Origin of the sequence: Clostridium hydrogeniformans DSM 21757, from assembly GCF_000686705.1 — a bacterium.
GTDB lineage: Bacteria > Bacillota > Clostridia > Clostridiales > Clostridiaceae > Clostridium_Z > Clostridium_Z hydrogeniformans.
In genome coordinates, this window is the sequence record NZ_JMLJ01000015.1 from 77,023 (window position 1) to 95,323 (window position 18,301).

Annotated in this window: 27 protein-coding genes; all 27 read right to left on the bottom strand. The window is 30.2% G+C overall.

All coding sequences use genetic code 11. From position 1 onward, the window contains the following. Positions 1-705, bottom strand: a complete 705-nt coding sequence (locus BR69_RS0109895) for a phage distal tail protein (protein WP_027633056.1) — start codon at positions 703-705, stop codon at positions 1-3. A 7-nt stretch (positions 706-712) separates the two neighbouring features. Beyond that, positions 713-3,382, bottom strand: a complete 2,670-nt coding sequence (locus BR69_RS0109900) for a phage tail tape measure protein (RefSeq protein ID WP_027633057.1) — start codon at positions 3,380-3,382, stop codon at positions 713-715. Between the two features lie 12 nt (positions 3,383-3,394). Beyond that, on the bottom strand, positions 3,395-3,622 hold the full coding sequence (locus BR69_RS0109905) for a hypothetical protein (RefSeq protein WP_027633058.1): 228 nt from the start codon (positions 3,620-3,622) through the stop codon (positions 3,395-3,397). A gap of 65 nt (positions 3,623-3,687) precedes the next feature. Further along, a complete protein-coding gene (locus BR69_RS0109910) occupies positions 3,688-4,062 on the bottom strand; it encodes a hypothetical protein (RefSeq protein ID WP_027633059.1) in 375 nt (124 codons plus the stop codon). Positions 4,063-4,119: 57 nt separating this feature from the next. Then, positions 4,120-4,749: a hypothetical protein gene (locus BR69_RS0109915; protein WP_027633060.1), complete on the bottom strand. Its 630-nt coding sequence runs from the start codon at positions 4,747-4,749 to the stop codon at positions 4,120-4,122. A gap of 4 nt (positions 4,750-4,753) precedes the next feature. Continuing rightward, positions 4,754-5,119, bottom strand: coding sequence for a hypothetical protein (locus tag BR69_RS0109920; protein ID WP_027633061.1), 366 nt, complete (start codon positions 5,117-5,119; stop codon positions 4,754-4,756). Positions 5,120-5,123: 4 nt separating this feature from the next. Then, the gene (locus BR69_RS0109925; protein ID WP_034849674.1) at positions 5,124-5,531 is read right to left on the bottom strand and encodes an HK97-gp10 family putative phage morphogenesis protein; all 408 of its coding nucleotides are present in this window, start codon (positions 5,529-5,531) and stop codon (positions 5,124-5,126) included. Then, entirely contained in the window at positions 5,524-5,853 is a 330-nt protein-coding gene (locus BR69_RS0109930) for a phage head completion protein (RefSeq protein ID WP_027633063.1), read from the bottom strand. Before BR69_RS0109930 ends, BR69_RS0109925 begins: the two co-directional genes overlap by 8 nt. After that, positions 5,853-6,407 carry a hypothetical protein gene (locus tag BR69_RS0109935; protein WP_027633064.1) on the bottom strand — a complete coding sequence of 185 codons (555 nt, stop codon included), beginning with the start codon at positions 6,405-6,407 and terminating at the stop codon, positions 5,853-5,855. Before BR69_RS0109935 ends, BR69_RS0109930 begins: the two co-directional genes overlap by 1 nt. Before the next feature lie 45 nt (positions 6,408-6,452). Continuing rightward, a complete protein-coding gene (locus BR69_RS0109940) occupies positions 6,453-7,295 on the bottom strand; it encodes a phage major capsid protein (protein ID WP_027633065.1) in 843 nt (280 codons plus the stop codon). A 16-nt stretch (positions 7,296-7,311) separates the two neighbouring features. Further along, complete coding sequence (locus BR69_RS0109945; RefSeq protein WP_027633066.1) at positions 7,312-7,929, bottom strand: phage scaffolding protein; 618 nt, start codon at positions 7,927-7,929, stop codon at positions 7,312-7,314. A 131-nt stretch (positions 7,930-8,060) separates the two neighbouring features. After that, a complete protein-coding gene (locus BR69_RS0109950) occupies positions 8,061-8,264 on the bottom strand; it encodes a hypothetical protein (protein ID WP_027633067.1) in 204 nt (67 codons plus the stop codon). A 44-nt stretch (positions 8,265-8,308) separates the two neighbouring features. Next, the gene (locus BR69_RS20335; RefSeq protein WP_051623566.1) at positions 8,309-8,593 is read right to left on the bottom strand and encodes a hypothetical protein; all 285 of its coding nucleotides are present in this window, start codon (positions 8,591-8,593) and stop codon (positions 8,309-8,311) included. Between the two features lie 48 nt (positions 8,594-8,641). Continuing rightward, positions 8,642-9,562 (bottom strand): phage minor head protein, encoded by a 921-nt coding sequence (locus BR69_RS0109960; RefSeq protein ID WP_027633068.1) that lies wholly within the window; start codon positions 9,560-9,562, stop codon positions 8,642-8,644. Beyond that, positions 9,555-11,024 carry a phage portal protein gene (locus BR69_RS0109965; protein WP_242840681.1) on the bottom strand — a complete coding sequence of 490 codons (1,470 nt, stop codon included), beginning with the start codon at positions 11,022-11,024 and terminating at the stop codon, positions 9,555-9,557. The genes BR69_RS0109960 and BR69_RS0109965 overlap by 8 nt, the downstream gene beginning before the upstream one ends. Before the next feature lie 3 nt (positions 11,025-11,027). Next, positions 11,028-12,263, bottom strand: a complete 1,236-nt coding sequence (locus tag BR69_RS0109970) for a PBSX family phage terminase large subunit (RefSeq protein WP_027633070.1) — start codon at positions 12,261-12,263, stop codon at positions 11,028-11,030. After that, complete coding sequence (locus BR69_RS0109975; RefSeq protein WP_051623567.1) at positions 12,253-12,729, bottom strand: helix-turn-helix domain-containing protein; 477 nt, start codon at positions 12,727-12,729, stop codon at positions 12,253-12,255. The genes BR69_RS0109970 and BR69_RS0109975 overlap by 11 nt, the downstream gene beginning before the upstream one ends. Before the next feature lie 6 nt (positions 12,730-12,735). Continuing rightward, the gene (locus tag BR69_RS20340; RefSeq protein WP_242840682.1) at positions 12,736-13,749 is read right to left on the bottom strand and encodes a radical SAM protein; all 1,014 of its coding nucleotides are present in this window, start codon (positions 13,747-13,749) and stop codon (positions 12,736-12,738) included. Next, a complete protein-coding gene (locus BR69_RS0109985) occupies positions 13,742-14,335 on the bottom strand; it encodes a ParB/Srx family N-terminal domain-containing protein (RefSeq protein ID WP_027633072.1) in 594 nt (197 codons plus the stop codon). The genes BR69_RS20340 and BR69_RS0109985 overlap by 8 nt, the downstream gene beginning before the upstream one ends. Before the next feature lie 179 nt (positions 14,336-14,514). Then, on the bottom strand, positions 14,515-14,979 hold the full coding sequence (locus tag BR69_RS0109990) for a DUF722 domain-containing protein (protein WP_027633073.1): 465 nt from the start codon (positions 14,977-14,979) through the stop codon (positions 14,515-14,517). 754 nt (positions 14,980-15,733) lie between these two features. Next, positions 15,734-16,135 (bottom strand): single-stranded DNA-binding protein, encoded by a 402-nt coding sequence (locus tag BR69_RS0110000; RefSeq protein WP_027633074.1) that lies wholly within the window; start codon positions 16,133-16,135, stop codon positions 15,734-15,736. Then, positions 16,135-16,404 carry a hypothetical protein gene (locus BR69_RS20345; protein WP_034849678.1) on the bottom strand — a complete coding sequence of 90 codons (270 nt, stop codon included), beginning with the start codon at positions 16,402-16,404 and terminating at the stop codon, positions 16,135-16,137. Before BR69_RS20345 ends, BR69_RS0110000 begins: the two co-directional genes overlap by 1 nt. A gap of 59 nt (positions 16,405-16,463) precedes the next feature. Beyond that, complete coding sequence (locus BR69_RS0110010; protein WP_027633075.1) at positions 16,464-17,093, bottom strand: putative metallopeptidase; 630 nt, start codon at positions 17,091-17,093, stop codon at positions 16,464-16,466. Beyond that, complete coding sequence (locus tag BR69_RS0110015; protein ID WP_027633076.1) at positions 17,084-17,497, bottom strand: DUF1064 domain-containing protein; 414 nt, start codon at positions 17,495-17,497, stop codon at positions 17,084-17,086. Before BR69_RS0110015 ends, BR69_RS0110010 begins: the two co-directional genes overlap by 10 nt. A gap of 110 nt (positions 17,498-17,607) precedes the next feature. Then, complete coding sequence (locus BR69_RS21815; protein WP_160169946.1) at positions 17,608-17,757, bottom strand: hypothetical protein; 150 nt, start codon at positions 17,755-17,757, stop codon at positions 17,608-17,610. A gap of 77 nt (positions 17,758-17,834) precedes the next feature. Beyond that, positions 17,835-18,080 (bottom strand): sporulation transcriptional regulator SpoIIID, encoded by a 246-nt coding sequence (locus BR69_RS0110030; RefSeq protein WP_027633077.1) that lies wholly within the window; start codon positions 18,078-18,080, stop codon positions 17,835-17,837. A 25-nt stretch (positions 18,081-18,105) separates the two neighbouring features. Continuing rightward, positions 18,106-18,300 (bottom strand): hypothetical protein, encoded by a 195-nt coding sequence (locus BR69_RS0110035; protein WP_027633078.1) that lies wholly within the window; start codon positions 18,298-18,300, stop codon positions 18,106-18,108. Position 18,301: the final 1 nt, after the last annotated feature.

An 18,301-nucleotide genomic window follows, 5' to 3' on the forward strand; every position in this document is an offset into this window, starting at 1 on the left:
TTATAGCCATCTTGGCTTAAAATTAACTTCTACCGTTATATTCTTATTATTCCAACTTAAATTATTTTCCCCTGGTCTTAATTTAGGAAACTCCAATAAGTCTACATCATTAAACTTATTGGAGTCCCCCTCTATGACACTACAATGCTCTCCATCTATAATAACTGGAATATTAGCTTTAATATTCTTAACTTTTATAGGTCTTTTACTAAAACCACTTAAAGTTACCTCTATTATATCTACTTGTGAAATAACCTTAATTCTACATGGAGTATCTAAGTTCCCAGAATTATTAATGATTCCATTTGTAGACTTAGCAAATTGTTTCGATTCTTCTTTGGTACATTTATACCCTTTCCATTTAACATCAATCTCCCAATCCCATGGAGTTATTCTTTGTGGTTCCCCTAAACTAATTAAGTAACACTTATAAGTGAATGTTGGAATGTCATCAAAGTTTAACTTACATTGATCTATCTTAACAGTAAATTTAGATATAACTTTTTCAAAGTCATCATATACTCCACTTTTAATAGTAAAAGTAAATTTACAAGCTATATTTAAAAACTTAATATCCTTATATAAATATGTTGGAATTAAAGCTTTCTTATACCACTCTACTCCTATATCTATAGAAGAAGTTGAAATTACTTTATTAGATAAAATAGCATTACAATCTTTTAAATCAATATCATTTATTAACATATACTAATTACCTCCTTCTAGACATACTAGCTAAATGTGGACTTAATCTCTTTGCTACTAAATACCCATCCATGCTTACATCCCCTAAACCAGTATCATTTATAGCTCTAACAAAACTGTTATATATGAACTCTTCCAATTTCTCGATAGGAATTACAGCTTCTGGACCTGCTTCTCCTCCTACTTGTGCCCTTCCATTCATCATTCCAAACATGGTTGGCTTAGTTAATATTCCACCTTCTGCGTACCAATCTATTCCTATACTTGGCACTCTAGGAGGCATTAAGCTAAATTCTCCATTTATCTTAAAATGCGGTAATTTAACTTTTGGAAATAAGTTAGAAAACCAGCCTTTAACTTTATCTACAAATCCACTAAGCAGACTCTGTGCTTTCTCTATAGGTGTCCATATGGCTGTCTTTATACCATTCCATACCGTTGTTGTAACAGACTTAATACTATTCCATGCCCCTGTTACAGAACTCTTAACCCCATTTACGGCTCCACTTACAACACTCTTAATCCCATTCCAAATTCCACTTATTACACCTTTAATACCATTCCAAATACTTGATGTAATACTTGATATAGTATTCCATACACTGCTTATTATATTTTTAATAGAAGTTATTGCACTACTTATAAAGCCTTTAATTGAATTCCAAATTGAACTTATTACATTACTTATAGAATTTAATATACTTTGTATAAACGTATATATGCTATTCCATATATATGATATTTCATTCCATATACTAGTTACTATTCCTACAATCGTTGACCATATTGTATTCCATATATTTGATATAAAATTTCCTACAGCACTTATTATATTAGATATAAATCCTATACCCGCTTGAACTACGGATTTTATACCTTCCCATATTGGCTCTAAAAACTGCCATAAGAAATTCCATACATATTCCCACAATTGACTAATTATTTGCATTGCAGTTCCGATTACAGCTTCTATTAAAGCCATTCCAGTCTTTACAATAGATTTTATTAGTTCCCAAATAAATTTAAATGGTATTGTTATGACTTCCCATGCAGTAACAAAAAAATCGCATATATCTTGCCATGCAGTACTAAAAAACTCTCCTATGGCATTTACTGATGTTGTGAAAATCTCCTTAATACCATTCCATAAGTTTATAAAAAATTCCTTAATACTATTCCATACAGATACTACAGTTTCTTTAATTCCATTCCATAAATCGCTAAGCCATGGGCCTATCTTATCCCAATTTTTATAAATTAAATAAGCTGCGGCTGCAAATAATCCTATTGCTATACCTGCTAAACCCACTGGACTAGTTAAAAAACTAAACGCAGTCCCAGCCCCTTTTATTATAGGAGTTATAGCTTTAAAGGCTTTAAAGCCTTTAATAAAACTTTTAATTCCTACATCTGCAATCTTTAACTTTGCAGAATTAAGAACAAAACTTGTTATAACTGCTCCAAAAATTATGCCTATGGCTTTTATAGCTGTTTCATGCTCTTTTAGAAAATTTGTAAACTCTTTAAATTTATTGCTCACATATTCTATTTCATTTGGAAGTGATTGTAATACTTGTGCAAGCTTATTAAAAGCATCTACTAAAATTCCATTCTGCATTTCTCCAAGTTTTATTAATAAGCCTTCCCAAGCACTTTTTACTCCTGCTATAGCTCCACCAAGTCCACCATCCATAGTGTCTGCCATTTTCTGTGTTTGACCTTCACTTTCAGCTACAGCCTTAGTCATTTTCTCAAATTCTTCTGGGGTAGCATTTACAACTGCTAACATTCCTGACATAGCTTCTTGACCGAATATAGTTGAAGCATATTGAGCTTTCTGAGCATCATTTAACTTGCTAAATTTCCCTCTTAATTCTTGCATAAGAGTATTGAATGGCTTAACTTTACCCGTACTGTCTGTAATGCTAATTCCTAACTCCCTCATTAATTTAGCACTATCTCCAGTAGGGTTAGCAAGTCTTGTTAAAGCACTTCTAAGCGAAGTACCTGCCTGTGATCCTTTTATACCTTTATTAGCCATTAATCCTATAGCAACAGATACATCTTGAAGCTTATACCCTAACGAACCAGCCACTGGCCCTACATACTTAAATGTTTCTCCTAATAATCCTATATCTGTATTAGCCGCTGACGCAGTAGCACTTAAAATATCTGTAAACATTGTTGTGTCTTTTGCTGTCAAACCAAATTGACTTAATCCATCTGCTACTATTCCTGCCGCACTCCCTAAGTCTATGGCATTAGCAGTTGCAAAAGAAAGAACTGGACCTATACCTTCCATTATTTCGCCTGTTTTCCAACCTGCTCTAGCAAGATTCTCCATTCCTTGCCCTGCTTCTGTTGCAGAAAATCTAGTCTTTGCCCCTAATTCCTCTGCTTTTCCTCTTAAGGCTTCATATGCCTTTCCTGTAGCACCACTTACTGCTTGCACCTTTCTCATTTGATCATCATATGTAGAATAAGTGCTTACTATCTTCTTTTCAAAAGCTACTACAGCCCCTACTGCAAAAGCCTTTGCAATTGTTTTGCCTATACCAGAAAATGCTTTTCCTATAACACCTTCTGATTGTTTAGCCTTACCTGTTACACTATCTATACTCTTATTGGCATCTTTATCATTTACAGCAATCTTACCAAACAAGGTGAATAGTTCCATTAATTCACCCCCTTACTTATTTTTTATCCTTCCTAATATTTTTTCTGCTTTTTCAATGCTTTGTTTTTCCTGTGTTTTATCCATCTTTTTATTGCTTGTTTGTTGCTTAGACTGTATTTCATCTTTCCACACTTCAAAATCTTTATCAATCCATTTATGTAGCCATATTTGCCATAAGTCCTCTTCTCTTTGTTCATTTATTAAATAAGAAATAAAATCCGCCAGTTCTTGCATATCCATAGCGGAAAGCAATCCTAACGGATTATTATATCTTCTATATAGTAAATCTTTAAATTTATTCTCTCCTATTGAAAAGATGAGAATATAAGCTTGAAAAAACTCTTTAATTCCTCCTTCTTAAAGAAATCCATAATTAGAGTGTTATATTGTAGGAAATCTAATTCTTCTACTTCCTCAGTTTTCAAGTCACACAAATTTGATAGCAACTGGTTTATTTCTTTCTGTGCATTAGATAAATTCATCATAACTATATCAGCTATATCTAACATTATTTCAACACCTATAGTTTGATAATCCTTTTCTGTTTTCTTTTCCTTGCTAAAATTACCTTGTTTCTTTAAAAACTCTTTTATAGCTTCCTTTGCTCCTGTTTTAGACATTATTTTAAGCATTAAAAATGTATCTTGACCGCCTAATTTTCTCATTTCTAAATTTTCCATAATTAAAATTCCTCCTTAAAATAGAAAAGAACCCACATAGTGAGTTCTTTATTATTCTTATATTTCATCAGCCTTGGATTCTTGCTTTACTTCCTTATTTATTGGTGGAAAGTATATTCTAGCTGGTAACTTTCTATTCGCTACCTGTTCGGCTCCTGCATGTGCCTCAAATGTCATTTTTAATACTGCTTCTTCATCATCTTTAGTTTCAACATCCAACCCTGAAGTGCATAAAGCGTTATCTAAAATTACAATAATAGGTTGCTCACTTCCTGTTATCGTTCCAACTAAAGCCAGATTCTCAAAATAGTCACTTTCTTCTAACTTAGACTTTCCTTCAATTACTTTATAACCTTCTGGAGCTTCACCTTCTTTTATATCTCTTATTTCTCCATTAATAGCAAGCCTTATATTCTCTGCTGTAATCTCTTTTATATTAATCTCTAATGTAGCATTAGAGCTTTTAAGAACTTCTTGACCTACAGCCTTAGTAAATACTCCATCAACCTCTATTTGTCTATATTCATTCTCTATGGTTAACTTATTACCATCACTAGTAGCACCTAATAAAGTCCCTTCCCATTCCTTATTTTCTTTATTATATTTAAGATTTTTATATACAGCTCCAGAATCTACCCAATAATGCTGAGGGGTAGATTTAGTGTATCCTGTTCTTTGCAAACCCATATTATTACCTCCAATCTACTTTACAATATATTTGTATCCATCTTCTCTTTATTTGTGGGTTAGTAGTAGGTATTATTTTTCTATTTGACACTTTAAGTTGCAATAATACCGCCTCTGATAATATTCTATTTTTTATAAAATGTTTTCTAATGTCTTCTGTAAGCTGTTCTAATCTCGTAGTATCTCCACCACAATGATCAAATACATCTACATCAACATAAAAACCTTCTCTTGTATTTTCTAGCATTTCACTAGAATAAGAGAAGGTCAAGTATGGATATATTACTTTATCAGATGTGTTTATTTCTAAGTAGCTTTCTTTACATATCTTTTTAAACTCTTTTGTTATTTCCTTTAAAAAAGGTAACATTCTATCACCTTATCTCACTTAAATATTTATTTAATAGTTTAATTAATTCCTGCTTATTTTGCCTATAAGCTGGTCTTAAATAAGGTTTAGGCTTCATCCCTTTGGTAAAGACTGCTTTACCTTCAGTATTAATGTAAACCCATCCACCTTTTCTTCCCTGGCCATTCTCTGCAAATTCTCCTGTACCAAATTCAACATAAATAGCATAATCAGCGTTAGTTCCTATATATGCTTCTAATTTATCAACTACAATTTTATGGTTTATTGATGTTTTCAAATTAGATGTGTCAACTGGTACCAAGGCTTTCGCTTGACCTTGTATTACCAAAGCAACAGCCTTAAGCCATTTTATATTAGCTGTCTTTATAGCTTTTTTACAAGCTTTTGAGTTATCTTTAAAATTACTAGGCATTATATTCACCTATAAACTTAAGATATATTTCTAAATGGTGATTCATAGATAAAGGATCATCAACTAAAGTGATATCATATCTATTATTTTTATTATCTATCATCCACTGTTTGTTGCTTATATCCTCTCTATAATCTGTAATAAGAATATGAGTAGATTCCTGAATAAAAGAATTATTTGTACTTGTTTCATCTCCAGTTAATAAATCTAAAAACCCTTGTATCTTAAATAGTTCAGCTTCTTTTTCGATATTTCCGCCTATTCCATTATCTTTTTTAATAATCCCTTTAACAGAAAAATAAAGTGCTCTTGATGTATCTATTATGACCACCTCAATTTTTTATATTTATCTAGGAATTTTAATAATGCTGATGGATAACCCTCTACACTTTCATTATTTCCCATATCAAAATAGGTAGTAGATACTCTAGCTATAGTTTCTTGTTTAATACCTATCTTATCAGTCATTTTATTATCATATTGAAGTAATTTAATTACTCCTAGCTTTATATCAGAAGGATATATTACTTTAGTTATAAGACAATTACTTCCTTCCTCTTGTATCTCACCCTTAACTTTTATATAAGTTTCAGATACCTCTATGACTTCATGAACTCCATTATTTTGAATACTATCATCTATATCTATGGTATTGCCTTCTCTAAATCCTAAAGTTTTAAAATTAGCTCCTGTTATTGTATTTCCAATATTAAAGACTAGATTAGTATTTACCCTTACCCTAATATCTAAAAATTTATTATTAGTTTTATTTCTTATCATGATTTCTAATGCTTCGAGCTTCATTTGTAACTCATAATTTTGGCTATCATCTTTTACTTTTAAGAGCTTCTTAGCTTCTTCTAAAGGTATAATCATTTAATCACCACCTAATAAAAAGACTAGTGACTTACTACACTAGTCTTATACTGTAGAAGTACCCTCTTTTAATTTCACTGTAAGATTTGCTAAACAATCTGGTTGAACTACTTTAGTTCCATATACATATAATCCTTTCATTGCATCAGAAAAGGACTTCTCTGGTCTATATGCCTCTATTTCAGTTACTTGTCCTGCAAATGAAATAGCCATGTCAGTGCCGGCCATAATATTATATTTCCCTGCATTAACTGGTACATTATTAGACATCCTTATACTAAATCCAGATACAGAAGCCCCTTCTACTAAACCATTTTCAAGTACCTTATATTCTTTTGTAAACCTTGGATCTTTTGCGATTAACCCTAAATAGAAAGGTGGTAATATAACAAATCTTCCTGTCCTAGGAACATTCTTTTCATCAAGTTTAACCCCTAAATCAACTAAAATATCATAAGCATTAGAAACTGTTACTTCTATAGGTGTAGTATTATTACCCATTTTTATATTAGCATCTTTAACTAATCCAGCTATATATTGATCTATTACATCTTGTATAGCATAAGAAGCTCTCTCCATTCCTTTATCTACTAATTTTACGTTAGCTTGGGCTCTATCTACATCATCCACCTTAAAGTTAAAATATTTAGCCTGGTCTATAGTAAGTATAGTTTGTTCAGAACTTAATTCCTCCGGATCATCAATTTTTCCATCTTTATAATCCTTAACTGTTACATTACCCATCTTATTAATCTTAACAGTATCTCCAAAAGATTTAATTTCCCCTTCATAATCTCTATTAACTGCGTTAGCATAAACTAATTTCTTATCTAAATTAGCAAGTAACCTAGCACTCCATATTTGTGGTATAAAATTTTTAACTGACATTTAACATCTTCCTTCCTTATTCATCAAATTTTAAGTCTTTAATTGTATCCCAGCTCTTATTTATTTCATCTGGTGTCATATTCTTAAGTTGCTCCATAGTAAAGCTTTGTGGTGGATTATCTGTTCCTGGTAACTTATTAGCTATCACCTTTGGGTCTTGTTTTTCTGGTTCTTTTTTATCCTCAACCTTGAAAAATGAATTATTATTTTCCGAAAGCTCTTTAATCTTATTATCTAGATCTTTTTCAATATCAACCTCTTCAATATTTCCTAGTTTGTAAAGCATATACTCAACATCAGTACATCCTATATCTTTTAACTTACTTTTTATAGTAAACTCTTTTTCTCTTTTAGTTGATGTCTCTTTAAGCGTTGCTATTTCTTTTTCATAATTAGATACCTTATTTTGCAACTCTTCATTATCTATATTATTCTTTTTTAAATCCTTAATAGTTGAATTGGCAGTATTAATCTGTCCTTCTAAGTCCTCTTTTTGACCCTTAAGCTTATTGTATCGCTCCTCTATATTTTCTTCTGATGTTGTATATATTTTATTTTCTCTCATATCTGAAAGCATTTTGTTTATTTGTCCATCACTTAATCCTTGTGATTTTAAAAATTCATTAAATCCCATATTCCTTACCTCCTAAATACGCTTTTTACGTGGTTGCTTCACATATTAGTTATATCCTTTATTCTTTTACGCCTATAAGTAGTTATTATAAAAAGGCAAAATAAAAACATCCTATTCCTAAAAATAGAATGTTACTTTATCTTTATTATCATTGATTCATACTCATTGAAAATTTCTTCAACTGTATATTCGCCATATTTTTCCCATAAAATTTCATCATGTTCATTAACATAAATTTCACCAGTTTTAGTTGGAATGAATAATTCTTTCTCCTCATATAGATTTAATATATATATACTTTCTTTTAAAACACCTCTTAGCTCTTTAACCTTCATACTCTTCTCCTAGCATATAGTGAAAACACCCTATATCTAGAGTGCTATTCTCCTGGTTTAAACTTATTTCCACATTTTAAACAAGTTATTTCTATTTTATCTTTTCCTATAAAACCTCCAACACCACCTAATAAAATCCCCTTCTTTATATCATATCCTTTTTTATTAGCTGAGAGTTTTATTGATAAACATTTAGGGCAATATACTTCCCCCTGCTCATCTAATTCTGATTTTTTATTTTCAAATTCTGATCTTTCTTTCCTTGCTTCTTCAATCTTTTTTCTATCAATTTCCTTTTGTTTCTCTATCATTTTTCTAAAAAACCCCATATCATCACCTCTTATGTATTATATTACATAGAAGGTTAGATATTCAAGTTAGGATATAACTTGCGTTCCTTTAACTCTATTATTAGACCATTCATCATAATTCGTATATGAAATTGTTTTTTTATTCTCATTATCTCTTCTAAGTTCTGGTGATATTCCATCAACTACAACTACGGTATCACATTTGCAATGTATATCTTCACTTGCCACTCCGAATAGTCTTGGTTGGGGTGCTTTATTCCCATCAATCTCAAACTCCTCGTCAATAAGTACTGTTTGCCCATCTAACCTTTGATGTGAAGGTCTAGTTTTTTTACTTAAAGTTGATACCCATTTCTTTTTTAAATCTATGCCCAGGTTATTTGCTTCTTGGTAACTGTCTTCTCTTGCTAAACTTCTGAGTCTATTTCCCTCCGTTATGGCTATTCTTAAACTCTGTTTGTAATCAGCACCTGATATTTCACTTAACTTTTTGGCCATAACCCTATATCCTTTATCATTTATCATAGTGTCATGTAAACACGCTTTTACTCTTAGTTTTAAGTCATGTAAGTGTTTGGCATATAGTCTTTCTGATAATTTCAACCCTTCTATCGGGTATTCTATAGACTTTCTTATATAATCCTCATTCAGCATAGAAAAACTTAGATTTAAATTATAACTACTTTCTAACTCATAAAATAGTCCAAAGTAATTTTCTTCATACATTTTGAAAGCATGAGTATTTATGTATTTATTATTTGCTTTATACAGATTACTAAGAGTTTTATTTACTTGCATTTCCAAAGACTTAACCCTATTATATTGCAACCATTCAGCATAAGTTAAATCAGAATATCTAGTCATATAATCCTTTATAGAAGATTTTATTTCTCCTAAAGCATTTGTATAGTTTAGAATAAGTAGCCTTTCGACTTCATTTTCATTCTTACTCATCATGTTAAAAAGCTCTTTATAATACTTATTCATCTTCTTGAACCTCTTCTGGTGTTTTATTTATTAATTGCTCTGATAATGAATTGAAATCTACACTTTCAATTTCCTGTTTATCTAGCTTTTCCTTGACTTCTTCATAATCTAACTCTAATATTTCACATAGTAACTTAAGCACTGTATCATCATCAAGTCTTGATGCAGAAGTAAGAATATTATCTATCAATTGCCCCTTTGTTTCTGCCTCTATCTTCTCATTACTATAAACATCATTCTCATTGACCATTGTTTCTCTTACTATATTAATTTCAATATCCATGTAATTGTAAGTTGTATTATTCCTTTTATTAATATCATCTACTATGACTTTTAAGAGCTGTCTTATTAGCTTTCTAATCCTTATCTCTGTTTTATTGCATTTAAGGTCTAATAAGGCATAACGAGATTTAATAACTACATTGGTTATATTCCCATCACCTATTTGGCTACTATCAAAACCCATACCAAATTTATATATACTTTCCTTATCTAATCTTAATTTAGATTCCCTTGCTGCTATCGGGATATCTATTGTTTTTATATCTATTCCACCCGATTCATCTACACCTATAGTTTTCTTTGTTTTAAGATTAGTAGTAAGCTCGTCAAGATTATCTCCAGGATATCCCCTTACTACATATATTGCCTCCTGAAAGTCCTGTAAGTTATTAGATAAACTACAAGCCATTAGGTCATAATCATCTATTAAGGCTTTTACAGACTCTAAATCTGTTTTTTCATACTTATTATTTTGAAGTTTAAAAAATGGTATATATCCTAAGCTTCCTCCATCATAATAAGCCTTATCATCTTCAAGGATTATATGTGGTCTTGGGTTAGGATTTATACCACCATCCAACTTAAGCTCCTTACTGTTCTTATCCTGTATATAATAAGTTACGTCTTTATCTGTCCATACCTCTGCTTTAGTTATAGTTACTTCTTCATCTTGGTCCTGTATTTTAGTATCATAATACCTCACTATTGACTTTAACTTATAATGGTTCTTTTTATCATATATTGGAACAACGCTGAGTGAATCAGCTATCTGGAAGTTAATTTTATTATCTTCATCTACATAAGCATATACATACTCATATCCTTTGTTTGAAGCTCCCTCTATTGCATTTTGTAGAAGCTCCTGAAAGTCTTCGTTTATATACTCTTTTAAATGTTCTTGTAAGTTTTCATCTTCCACTAAAACCTTTACTGGGTTACTTAATAAATATTGAACCTTTTGGTCTACCAATTCCGTGTGAAACTGGTGTGGTATCTTTATGTTAGACCTATATTTATCCTCTTTAAGAATACCATTACTGTCATAATAGAAAAGCCTATAATTTAATATTTCATGCTCTCCCTTATAATACTTAAGTCCTTCTCTAGCCTTTGCTTTACTCTGTGATATTCTATCTTTATCTATTAACTTCTTAATCTCTGATAGATTCAACCTTATCACCCCCTACACTAGCCATTTGCTATTCTTCATATCATCTTCTAATGAATATCTAAGGGCATCTATTAAATGGTTATCCTTATCTATTGGTATAGGTAGTATATTCCCATTCTTATCCTCTTTGTATTTATATTTACTTATCTCATTTTTAAAGTTCTGGCATCTTGAATGTATTATAATTTCTAATCCTTGTAAAAACTTAATTCCATATTCAATACTTCCTGGTCCTTTATTAGCTGATTTAGCATTTACCTTTAATTTTTTATATTCTGCAATTGACTTAGGCTCAGCGCTATCACAAATAACTCTACTAGTTCCAGACTTTTCTTTAACCTTTGGTGCTGACTCTTCATTAAGCAGTCCAACAGCTTCTATTTCATCACATATATAAAGCTTCTTTCTTGTCTTATCATAATGTGATTTTACATAAGCAAAAGGATCATCAGCAAATCCCCAGTCAACCCCATGTCTATGATTATCAAAAGTTTTTTCTATATCACTAAAATCTTTAACTTTCCAATTCTTAAATATAACAGCTCCAAGAACTCCCCAATTGCCTAATGTATAAACTTCATAATAATATTTGTCTGTCTCATTCTCTAACGCTAATATATCGTCTTTAGTTAAGAATTTATTATCTTTATATGTGGTCTTAAGTATGCTTATATTATCTTTTTCCACATACTGCTTATCATCTTCCCAAATACTAAAATACTCTTTATATAACCAATGGTCTTTTAATATAGGGTTAAAGCTTAAAGTTAATCTTTTAGTTACCTTACTCATTCCTCTAAGTCTTTTATCTAATTGCTTTACTGCTTTGTAATCTGTTTCGGTAGCTTCTTCCACCCATATATCAGTTATTACACCATCTATAGGAGTTATAGACTTAATTTTTTCTGGATCATCTAGACCACAAAATAATATTTGCTTTTTATTTAATTTACAAGTGATTATCATGTCTGTTTTATTAACATCAAAATACCCACTCATTTTCAAATTACTAATAGCTTTTGTTATTTCATTTAAGCATGATCTTTTAATTGTACTTTGGACATTTCTCACTATTAAGTAATTCCTATTCCCCTTAAGTACATCCAAAACAGTTCTTTGAGCCAAAGAAAAAGATTTACCACTGGATGACCCTCCGTAGTAAATCTGATAACGATTATTATTATTTAATTGATGTTTCAGGTATATTGGGTTAAATACATTTGAATTAATATTAAGATTAATCGCCATATTCTTCACCATCTATTGTTATATTAACCTCATTAAATACATTCCCACTATGTTCAATATTCTGCTTATCTCTCCATTTATGTGGAGCTAAGTTCTTAAGAGCAAATATTAAAGCTGTATCAGATTGATAAAGCTTCTTAATTCTTTCCTTCTTAACTTTCTTTTTCTTTCCATCAGAAGATATATACTCTTTTTCTTCCCAATATTCATAGCCTAATGCTTTCTTATATAAGGTTTCTTCTAGTTCAAGGACTAATTCTTCCTTCCCTTTTTTAAGAGCCGTCATAAGCGACTCAAACTTCTTCTGATGCCTTTCTAATGTACGTTGACTTATACCCAGCCTTTCAGCCACTTGCTTAGTTGTATAGCCATTTCTACGCCATTTCGGTATCTCTTCTAAATACGGCTCTATTTTATCCTTATAAAACTTAATTTCTCTTTCTGTTGGGTCCTTATTATTCTCCACTTTATACTACACTCCTAATGCTTTTATATTATTTATATCTTTAACCGATAAATCCATACATTCTTTAAAACTCATTTTTCTTAAAGCTGAATGCGCAGCAGTTATCTGCATTGTAGTTGCAAAACACTCACATCTTCCCTTTTCTAGCATAACTTTATTGGGAACTGGCTTCTCTTTATCAAAATAAATATGGTTTAAGTTGTACCTATTTACTTTAAATCCATCTAAATCTCCTACACCACAACAACAAAGACCATCTCCATACTTTCTTAATCTATTCTCTGCCATGAAACATTTGATTCCTAATACATTCGCTTTCTTCTTTATCTCTAAAAAATCTTTCTTTAATATCTCCTTAGGATAACAGAAGTCAGCTCCAACTCTTTCATCAAAGCCTTTTACTTTTTTAATATGTTTCATGCCTTCCAATGTTATTCCGTATACTCCATAATCATGTAGTTTAGGCAATAATAGTGTTAATATATCCTTCTTAGCTTCTCTTATATATGGCTGTATTCTAACTATAACCTTTTTACAATTAGGTACTAATTTTCTTACCACTTCTAACCTTTCTTCAAATGTAGGAGCTCCTTTCTCTATCCTGTCATATAGTTGACTAACTAAAGAAACTTGAACAACTATATTACATTGCTTAACTAAATCTAAATACTCCCTATCAGCTATAAGCTTACCTTTTGTAGATATTACAACTGGATATTTAGTCTTAGCAAATATCTTTAAGCATTCATAACTTAATCTATGATTCTTTTCTGCAGGTTGAAATGGGTCTGACATACCTCCCCAATGTAAAGGTATATCCCAATCACACCAGTTTGTTTCCTTTGTCCTATGACCTTTTATAAACTTTATTAAAGCTTCTGTTGTTTCTCTCTTCTCAACATTGCTTATATCTGTTTTTCTTTGGACAAAACAATATTTACAATCATGTTCACAACCTTTATAAGTATCAAACCTTATAGGTAGATCGCATATCGTTATTTGACTTCCACAATTAGGCACAGGCTTTCACCTCCTGCAATATAAGAGATGTAATTTTCTCTTTACCATTTAATGATATATAATTTTTTAATATATCCTCATTCTTTTTATCAAAATTAAATGTTACTGAGAATATATCAGATTTATTTGTGACTTCATCTCTAAGATTTACAAACCCATCATCTTCTAATAGGTCTAGTATATTTTCTCTTGGATCTAATATATCCTTTAATTCTTCTTCACCAAAACCTAATATATTTAAATCTCCTTCTAGAATTTTTATAGACTTCAATTCTCCTTCTAACCTATCTAGGTCAAACTCTGTATTAAGACATAGCTTATTATGAGCTATTATATATTGCTTCTTCTGTAACTCTGTTAAATGACTTAATCTTATTACTTCTACCTCTTCATATCCTAGCTCTTTTAAGGATTCATACCTTCCATGCCCTTCTATAATAATATTATTTTCATCTATGGCTAATGGATCATTAAATCCAAATTCCTTTATAGAAGTTTTTATCTGTTCTATCTGTTCCTCAGTATGTTCTTTGGAATTATTCTCATATGGAATAATCAAATCAATATTTAGTTTTTCAATTTTCAATTCTAACACCTCTGTTTTTATCTTAAGTAAAATTAAAAAGCACCCTAACTTTTAGCTAGAATGCTTTGCGTATGAATAACCGTATAGTACATAGGAAGGTTCTCACCTCCCCTTGTTTTTTCTATGATACTATATTAACATTAAAAAAGTTACACTTGAAGCTCCTTTTTAGTATATTTTTAGTGTACTTTTTGTGTACCTTCTATATACATTCTTAACCTACTATGCTTAGTTAACATAGGAAGCATTTTTCTTAATGCTCTTTTCTCTGCCCTTTTAACTGTCACATCTCTACTATGAAGCTTATAAGTAACATCTCTCCATGTATTATTCTCATCACTTAAATACTTATACTCTATTACTTCTCTTTCAATATCCGTTAATATTCCTAAACTTTTCTCTATAACATTAATAGATATTTCTAAACTTCTTTTCTTTTGATTTAATTCCCTTATCTTATCCTCATTACTAATAACTATATTTTCATTTTGCCTATTTATCTTATTTGTAGCTCCTGTTCTCTCTCCATATGCAATAGCATGTATATAATCATTCTTTATATCTTCTATTTCTAAATCTAAAATACCTATTTCAGTTTTCCAACTCTTAACTTCATTTAGCAATAATCTTACTTGGCTTAACATCAATTACCCCTCCCAAAAAAGAGAATTAGGACACCACTTTTCTAAAGGGATGTCCATTAAACTTATAACTATATTATAACATATATGGTACTATTTATAAATATATAAACGACATTTTTCTACATATTAATATTTTATAAAAATCAAAATATAGTATGATACTTAAAATTATACACAATATACAGTGGATAACGTTATATAAAAATAATTTTACAAATTAAAGAATTTGTTTTGTCAACATAAGGAAACAGTTAAAAAACGTTAAAAATATAAGGAATAGTTGTTTATTATGCGTATATACAAAAAGAAACTCAAAATTAAAATCGCCATTTTTTTCTTTAGCGTGTATAATCAATTACATAATAAAAAAGCTCCTAATTCGCACTTAGGAGCTTATCACCATAAAGGAGGTGATTTACATGAGAAATACATTAAAAAGATTTGAGAACTTTCACCCTTTAGTAATAGTAGTTTGTACTATAATCACTACTCTATTATCACTATTAACCTTCTTATTTAAGTAATCTCTAAATATTTACCACACTTATTATCAGTAAGTGTGGTAATTTTTCGTTTAACTTATAATACATTCTATCACTAAACTATTTTTTATTCTACCCTAAATTAATATAATTTAATATAATTTAATATAATTTAATATAATGTACTATATATTAATATAATTTATTATATAGTATTATAATGTACTATACATTAATATAATTTATTATATAGTATTATAATTTATTACACATTAGAATGGAATATCTCCAGAATACTCAACTTGCGTCATATCATCATAAGGATTGCTAAATGGATTGCTCATACCTTGGTCCTGCTTCTTATTATCTAAGAATTTAACTTCCTGTGCTACAACTTCAGTTACATATCTCTTAGTTCCATCCTTGGCATCATACGACCTATTTTGAACCTTCCCACCTATAGCTACCATACTTCCTTTACTGCAATATGTAGCTATACTTTCAGCCTGTTTACCCCATATAACAACAGGTATGAAGTCAGCTTCTTTCTGCCTAGTAGATGGATTGTATTTATCTACAGCTAAATTTATATTTGTTACAGCCATTCCTGTTCCTGGTGTATATTTTAATTCTGGATCCTTTGTTATTCTTCCTATTAATATTACTTTATTCATTATTGTTCCTCCTTAATTTCTACTTTATATTCCTTGATTCTTCTACATATATTAGAATCACAAACTCCATAAATTTCAGCTATTTCTTTTATTAATAATCCTTGTTTTCTAAGCTCAATCATATCTTTTGTATCTTCTCCTTTAAGCTTTACATACTTTTTTCTTAACTTTCCTGTATCTATAAGATTATCTAACATAGCAAAAGCTCTCTCTTGAGTTGTTTTATGTTGTATCGCTATATGTAGTGCAAGTAAATTTTCAAAATACATAGACTAATCCTCCTATAACTCCCACAGAGCTGTTAACAACTCTGTGGGAATATAACACATTAAGCATTCTTTAAATTAAACATCAACTGTTTATCTGCTTTCTTAAGCATCATAAAATCTTCTTTATCAAATCCATCTAATAAATTGTGTATAGGAGATAATGTTGTTTCCCACCCATAACCTAAATTACCTATAACCTCTTTCCAACCTTTAATATCTGGCTCTATTAATTTGTCTCCGTCTATTTGTTTTAAGCAGCTATAAATATGTGCTACGATTTGTTCCTCTGATATTCTCTCCATCCAAAATTCTCGGCTCTCTATTATGAACTTATATCCTGTATACTCTGTTAATTGCACAGGAGCTTTCTTTATTTTCATAACCCAATCCGTATTCCTGTCTACCTCATCCCCTATATAGTCAATATCCTCAATAAATAGTATCTTATTTATATTTAAAACACTGAATGATGCTATCTCTTTCTTTAATTTTTCTTTAATCTTCTTTGCAATAGGTTGGTATATATCATTCTTAATCCAATGCTTAGCACCATATTTACCATTATTAAGATTAGTTATCTTTTGTATTTGTCCATTTCCATCTGAGGTTACAAACTGTAAATTGAACCCCACACAATTTATATCATCAATTAGTCTTCCAGTTTTATCATCAATAACTTTTATTTGCATTTCTTATTCTCCCTTCTAATCTTCTTTAATTCATCACAATCTATCCAACCAGTCTCACTATATTTTAATGACCTAATGAGCCATGATAGATTTAAGTCTGGGTATCTATATTCAAATAGTTTTCTCTTAAGCTTTGCTGTTTCTGTAGCCATTCCTTTTATATCTATAACTTCTAAACTCCCATCTAAGTGATATATTAGGAAATCAGCTATATAGAAAACTGGTAGAAAACTCTTTGCATTCTTTTTAAACTTAGGCTGAAGCTCATATTTAGGTTGAAGTTCAAAGTTCTCAATTTTACTTTCACTTTTAAGCTTCTTTAAATATAAGTAATATCTCGCTTCGTCCTTACTATCAAATCTAATACCATCTAGTACTACCTTTTCAGCTTTATACTTACTCAATTAAATCACCCTTCGTATCTATAATTTTAAATATCTTATCAACTCTTTTATTTATCATTATTAAAGCTATTACAATCCCTAGTAGACTTAATATTAATGCTATCTCCATACTAAGCCCCTATCCTTTTTCTACCTTTATAATTTCTTTTAAGTACCCTATCCATTCTTTCTATAGAAAAGCTTGTAGCTTCTAAATCTCTTTTTCTCTTTCTATACTTTAAAGCATTGTATGTCATTCTTGCTTTTTCTTTATTAGTCACATTAACACCTCATTATTATTTGATTACCATATGAGAATTTAAGCATAAACCTACATCTTCATATAGTGTTATTTTATCTATGAAAAATATTTAGCCTTTGTAGAAGCTCCTCCTCTAATATGCCTTTGTTCTAAATTCTCCTCTAAAACTTCTTTAACTTCATTAAATAACTGTCCATCTAGTAAGGCTAGCCTTTCTCTTAAATCCTTGTGTACCGTACTCTTAGATATCATCATCTTTCTAGCTGTTTCCCTAATGGTTGCTTTATTCTCTAAAACATATTCTGCTGATTCATATATTCTACTTCTTATATAATCTTTCATATTATTTACTCCCCTACATTTAAAGCTATTCAGATTCTAGAATCACGTTTAAATCTTTTATTAATGCTTCTACTCCACTTCTAAACTTACTTGGCTCTATTAAATGATAGGACCCTAACTTACTTGTTTCTATATACCCCATGTTTATAACTTCCCTTAAAAAGGGTGCTGTTAAATCATATTTCTGTTCAAGTTCCCTAGTAGTATAAAATTCCTTCATC

Excerpts from the sequence above, each read along its gene's own strand:
- BR69_RS0109895 (WP_027633056.1), bottom strand. The coding sequence starts at position 705 with ATGTTAATAAATGATATTGATTTAAAAGATTGTAATGCTATTTTATCT.
- BR69_RS0109900 (WP_027633057.1), bottom strand. The coding sequence starts at position 3,382 with ATGGAACTATTCACCTTGTTTGGTAAGATTGCTGTAAATGATAAAGAT.
- BR69_RS0109905 (WP_027633058.1), bottom strand. The coding sequence starts at position 3,622 with ATGGATATGCAAGAACTGGCGGATTTTATTTCTTATTTAATAAATGAA.
- BR69_RS0109910 (WP_027633059.1), bottom strand. The coding sequence starts at position 4,062 with ATGGAAAATTTAGAAATGAGAAAATTAGGCGGTCAAGATACATTTTTA.
- BR69_RS0109915 (WP_027633060.1), bottom strand. The coding sequence starts at position 4,749 with ATGGGTTTGCAAAGAACAGGATACACTAAATCTACCCCTCAGCATTAT.
- BR69_RS0109920 (WP_027633061.1), bottom strand. The coding sequence starts at position 5,119 with ATGTTACCTTTTTTAAAGGAAATAACAAAAGAGTTTAAAAAGATATGT.
- BR69_RS0109925 (WP_034849674.1), bottom strand. The coding sequence starts at position 5,531 with ATGCCTAGTAATTTTAAAGATAACTCAAAAGCTTGTAAAAAAGCTATA.
- BR69_RS0109935 (WP_027633064.1), bottom strand. The coding sequence starts at position 6,407 with ATGATTATACCTTTAGAAGAAGCTAAGAAGCTCTTAAAAGTAAAAGAT.
- BR69_RS0109940 (WP_027633065.1), bottom strand. The coding sequence starts at position 7,295 with ATGTCAGTTAAAAATTTTATACCACAAATATGGAGTGCTAGGTTACTT.
- BR69_RS0109945 (WP_027633066.1), bottom strand. The coding sequence starts at position 7,929 with ATGGGATTTAATGAATTTTTAAAATCACAAGGATTAAGTGATGGACAA.
- BR69_RS0109950 (WP_027633067.1), bottom strand. The coding sequence starts at position 8,264 with ATGAAGGTTAAAGAGCTAAGAGGTGTTTTAAAAGAAAGTATATATATA.
- BR69_RS20335 (WP_051623566.1), bottom strand. The coding sequence starts at position 8,593 with ATGGGGTTTTTTAGAAAAATGATAGAGAAACAAAAGGAAATTGATAGA.
- BR69_RS0109960 (WP_027633068.1), bottom strand. The coding sequence starts at position 9,562 with ATGAATAAGTATTATAAAGAGCTTTTTAACATGATGAGTAAGAATGAA.
- BR69_RS0109970 (WP_027633070.1), bottom strand. The coding sequence starts at position 12,263 with ATGGCGATTAATCTTAATATTAATTCAAATGTATTTAACCCAATATAC.
- BR69_RS0109990 (WP_027633073.1), bottom strand. The coding sequence starts at position 14,979 with ATGTTAAGCCAAGTAAGATTATTGCTAAATGAAGTTAAGAGTTGGAAA.
- BR69_RS0110000 (WP_027633074.1), bottom strand. The coding sequence starts at position 16,135 with ATGAATAAAGTAATATTAATAGGAAGAATAACAAAGGATCCAGAATTA.
- BR69_RS20345 (WP_034849678.1), bottom strand. The coding sequence starts at position 16,404 with ATGTATTTTGAAAATTTACTTGCACTACATATAGCGATACAACATAAA.
- BR69_RS0110010 (WP_027633075.1), bottom strand. The coding sequence starts at position 17,093 with ATGCAAATAAAAGTTATTGATGATAAAACTGGAAGACTAATTGATGAT.
- BR69_RS0110030 (WP_027633077.1), bottom strand. The coding sequence starts at position 18,080 with ATGAAAGATTATATAAGAAGTAGAATATATGAATCAGCAGAATATGTT.
- BR69_RS0110035 (WP_027633078.1), bottom strand. The coding sequence starts at position 18,300 with ATGAAGGAATTTTATACTACTAGGGAACTTGAACAGAAATATGATTTA.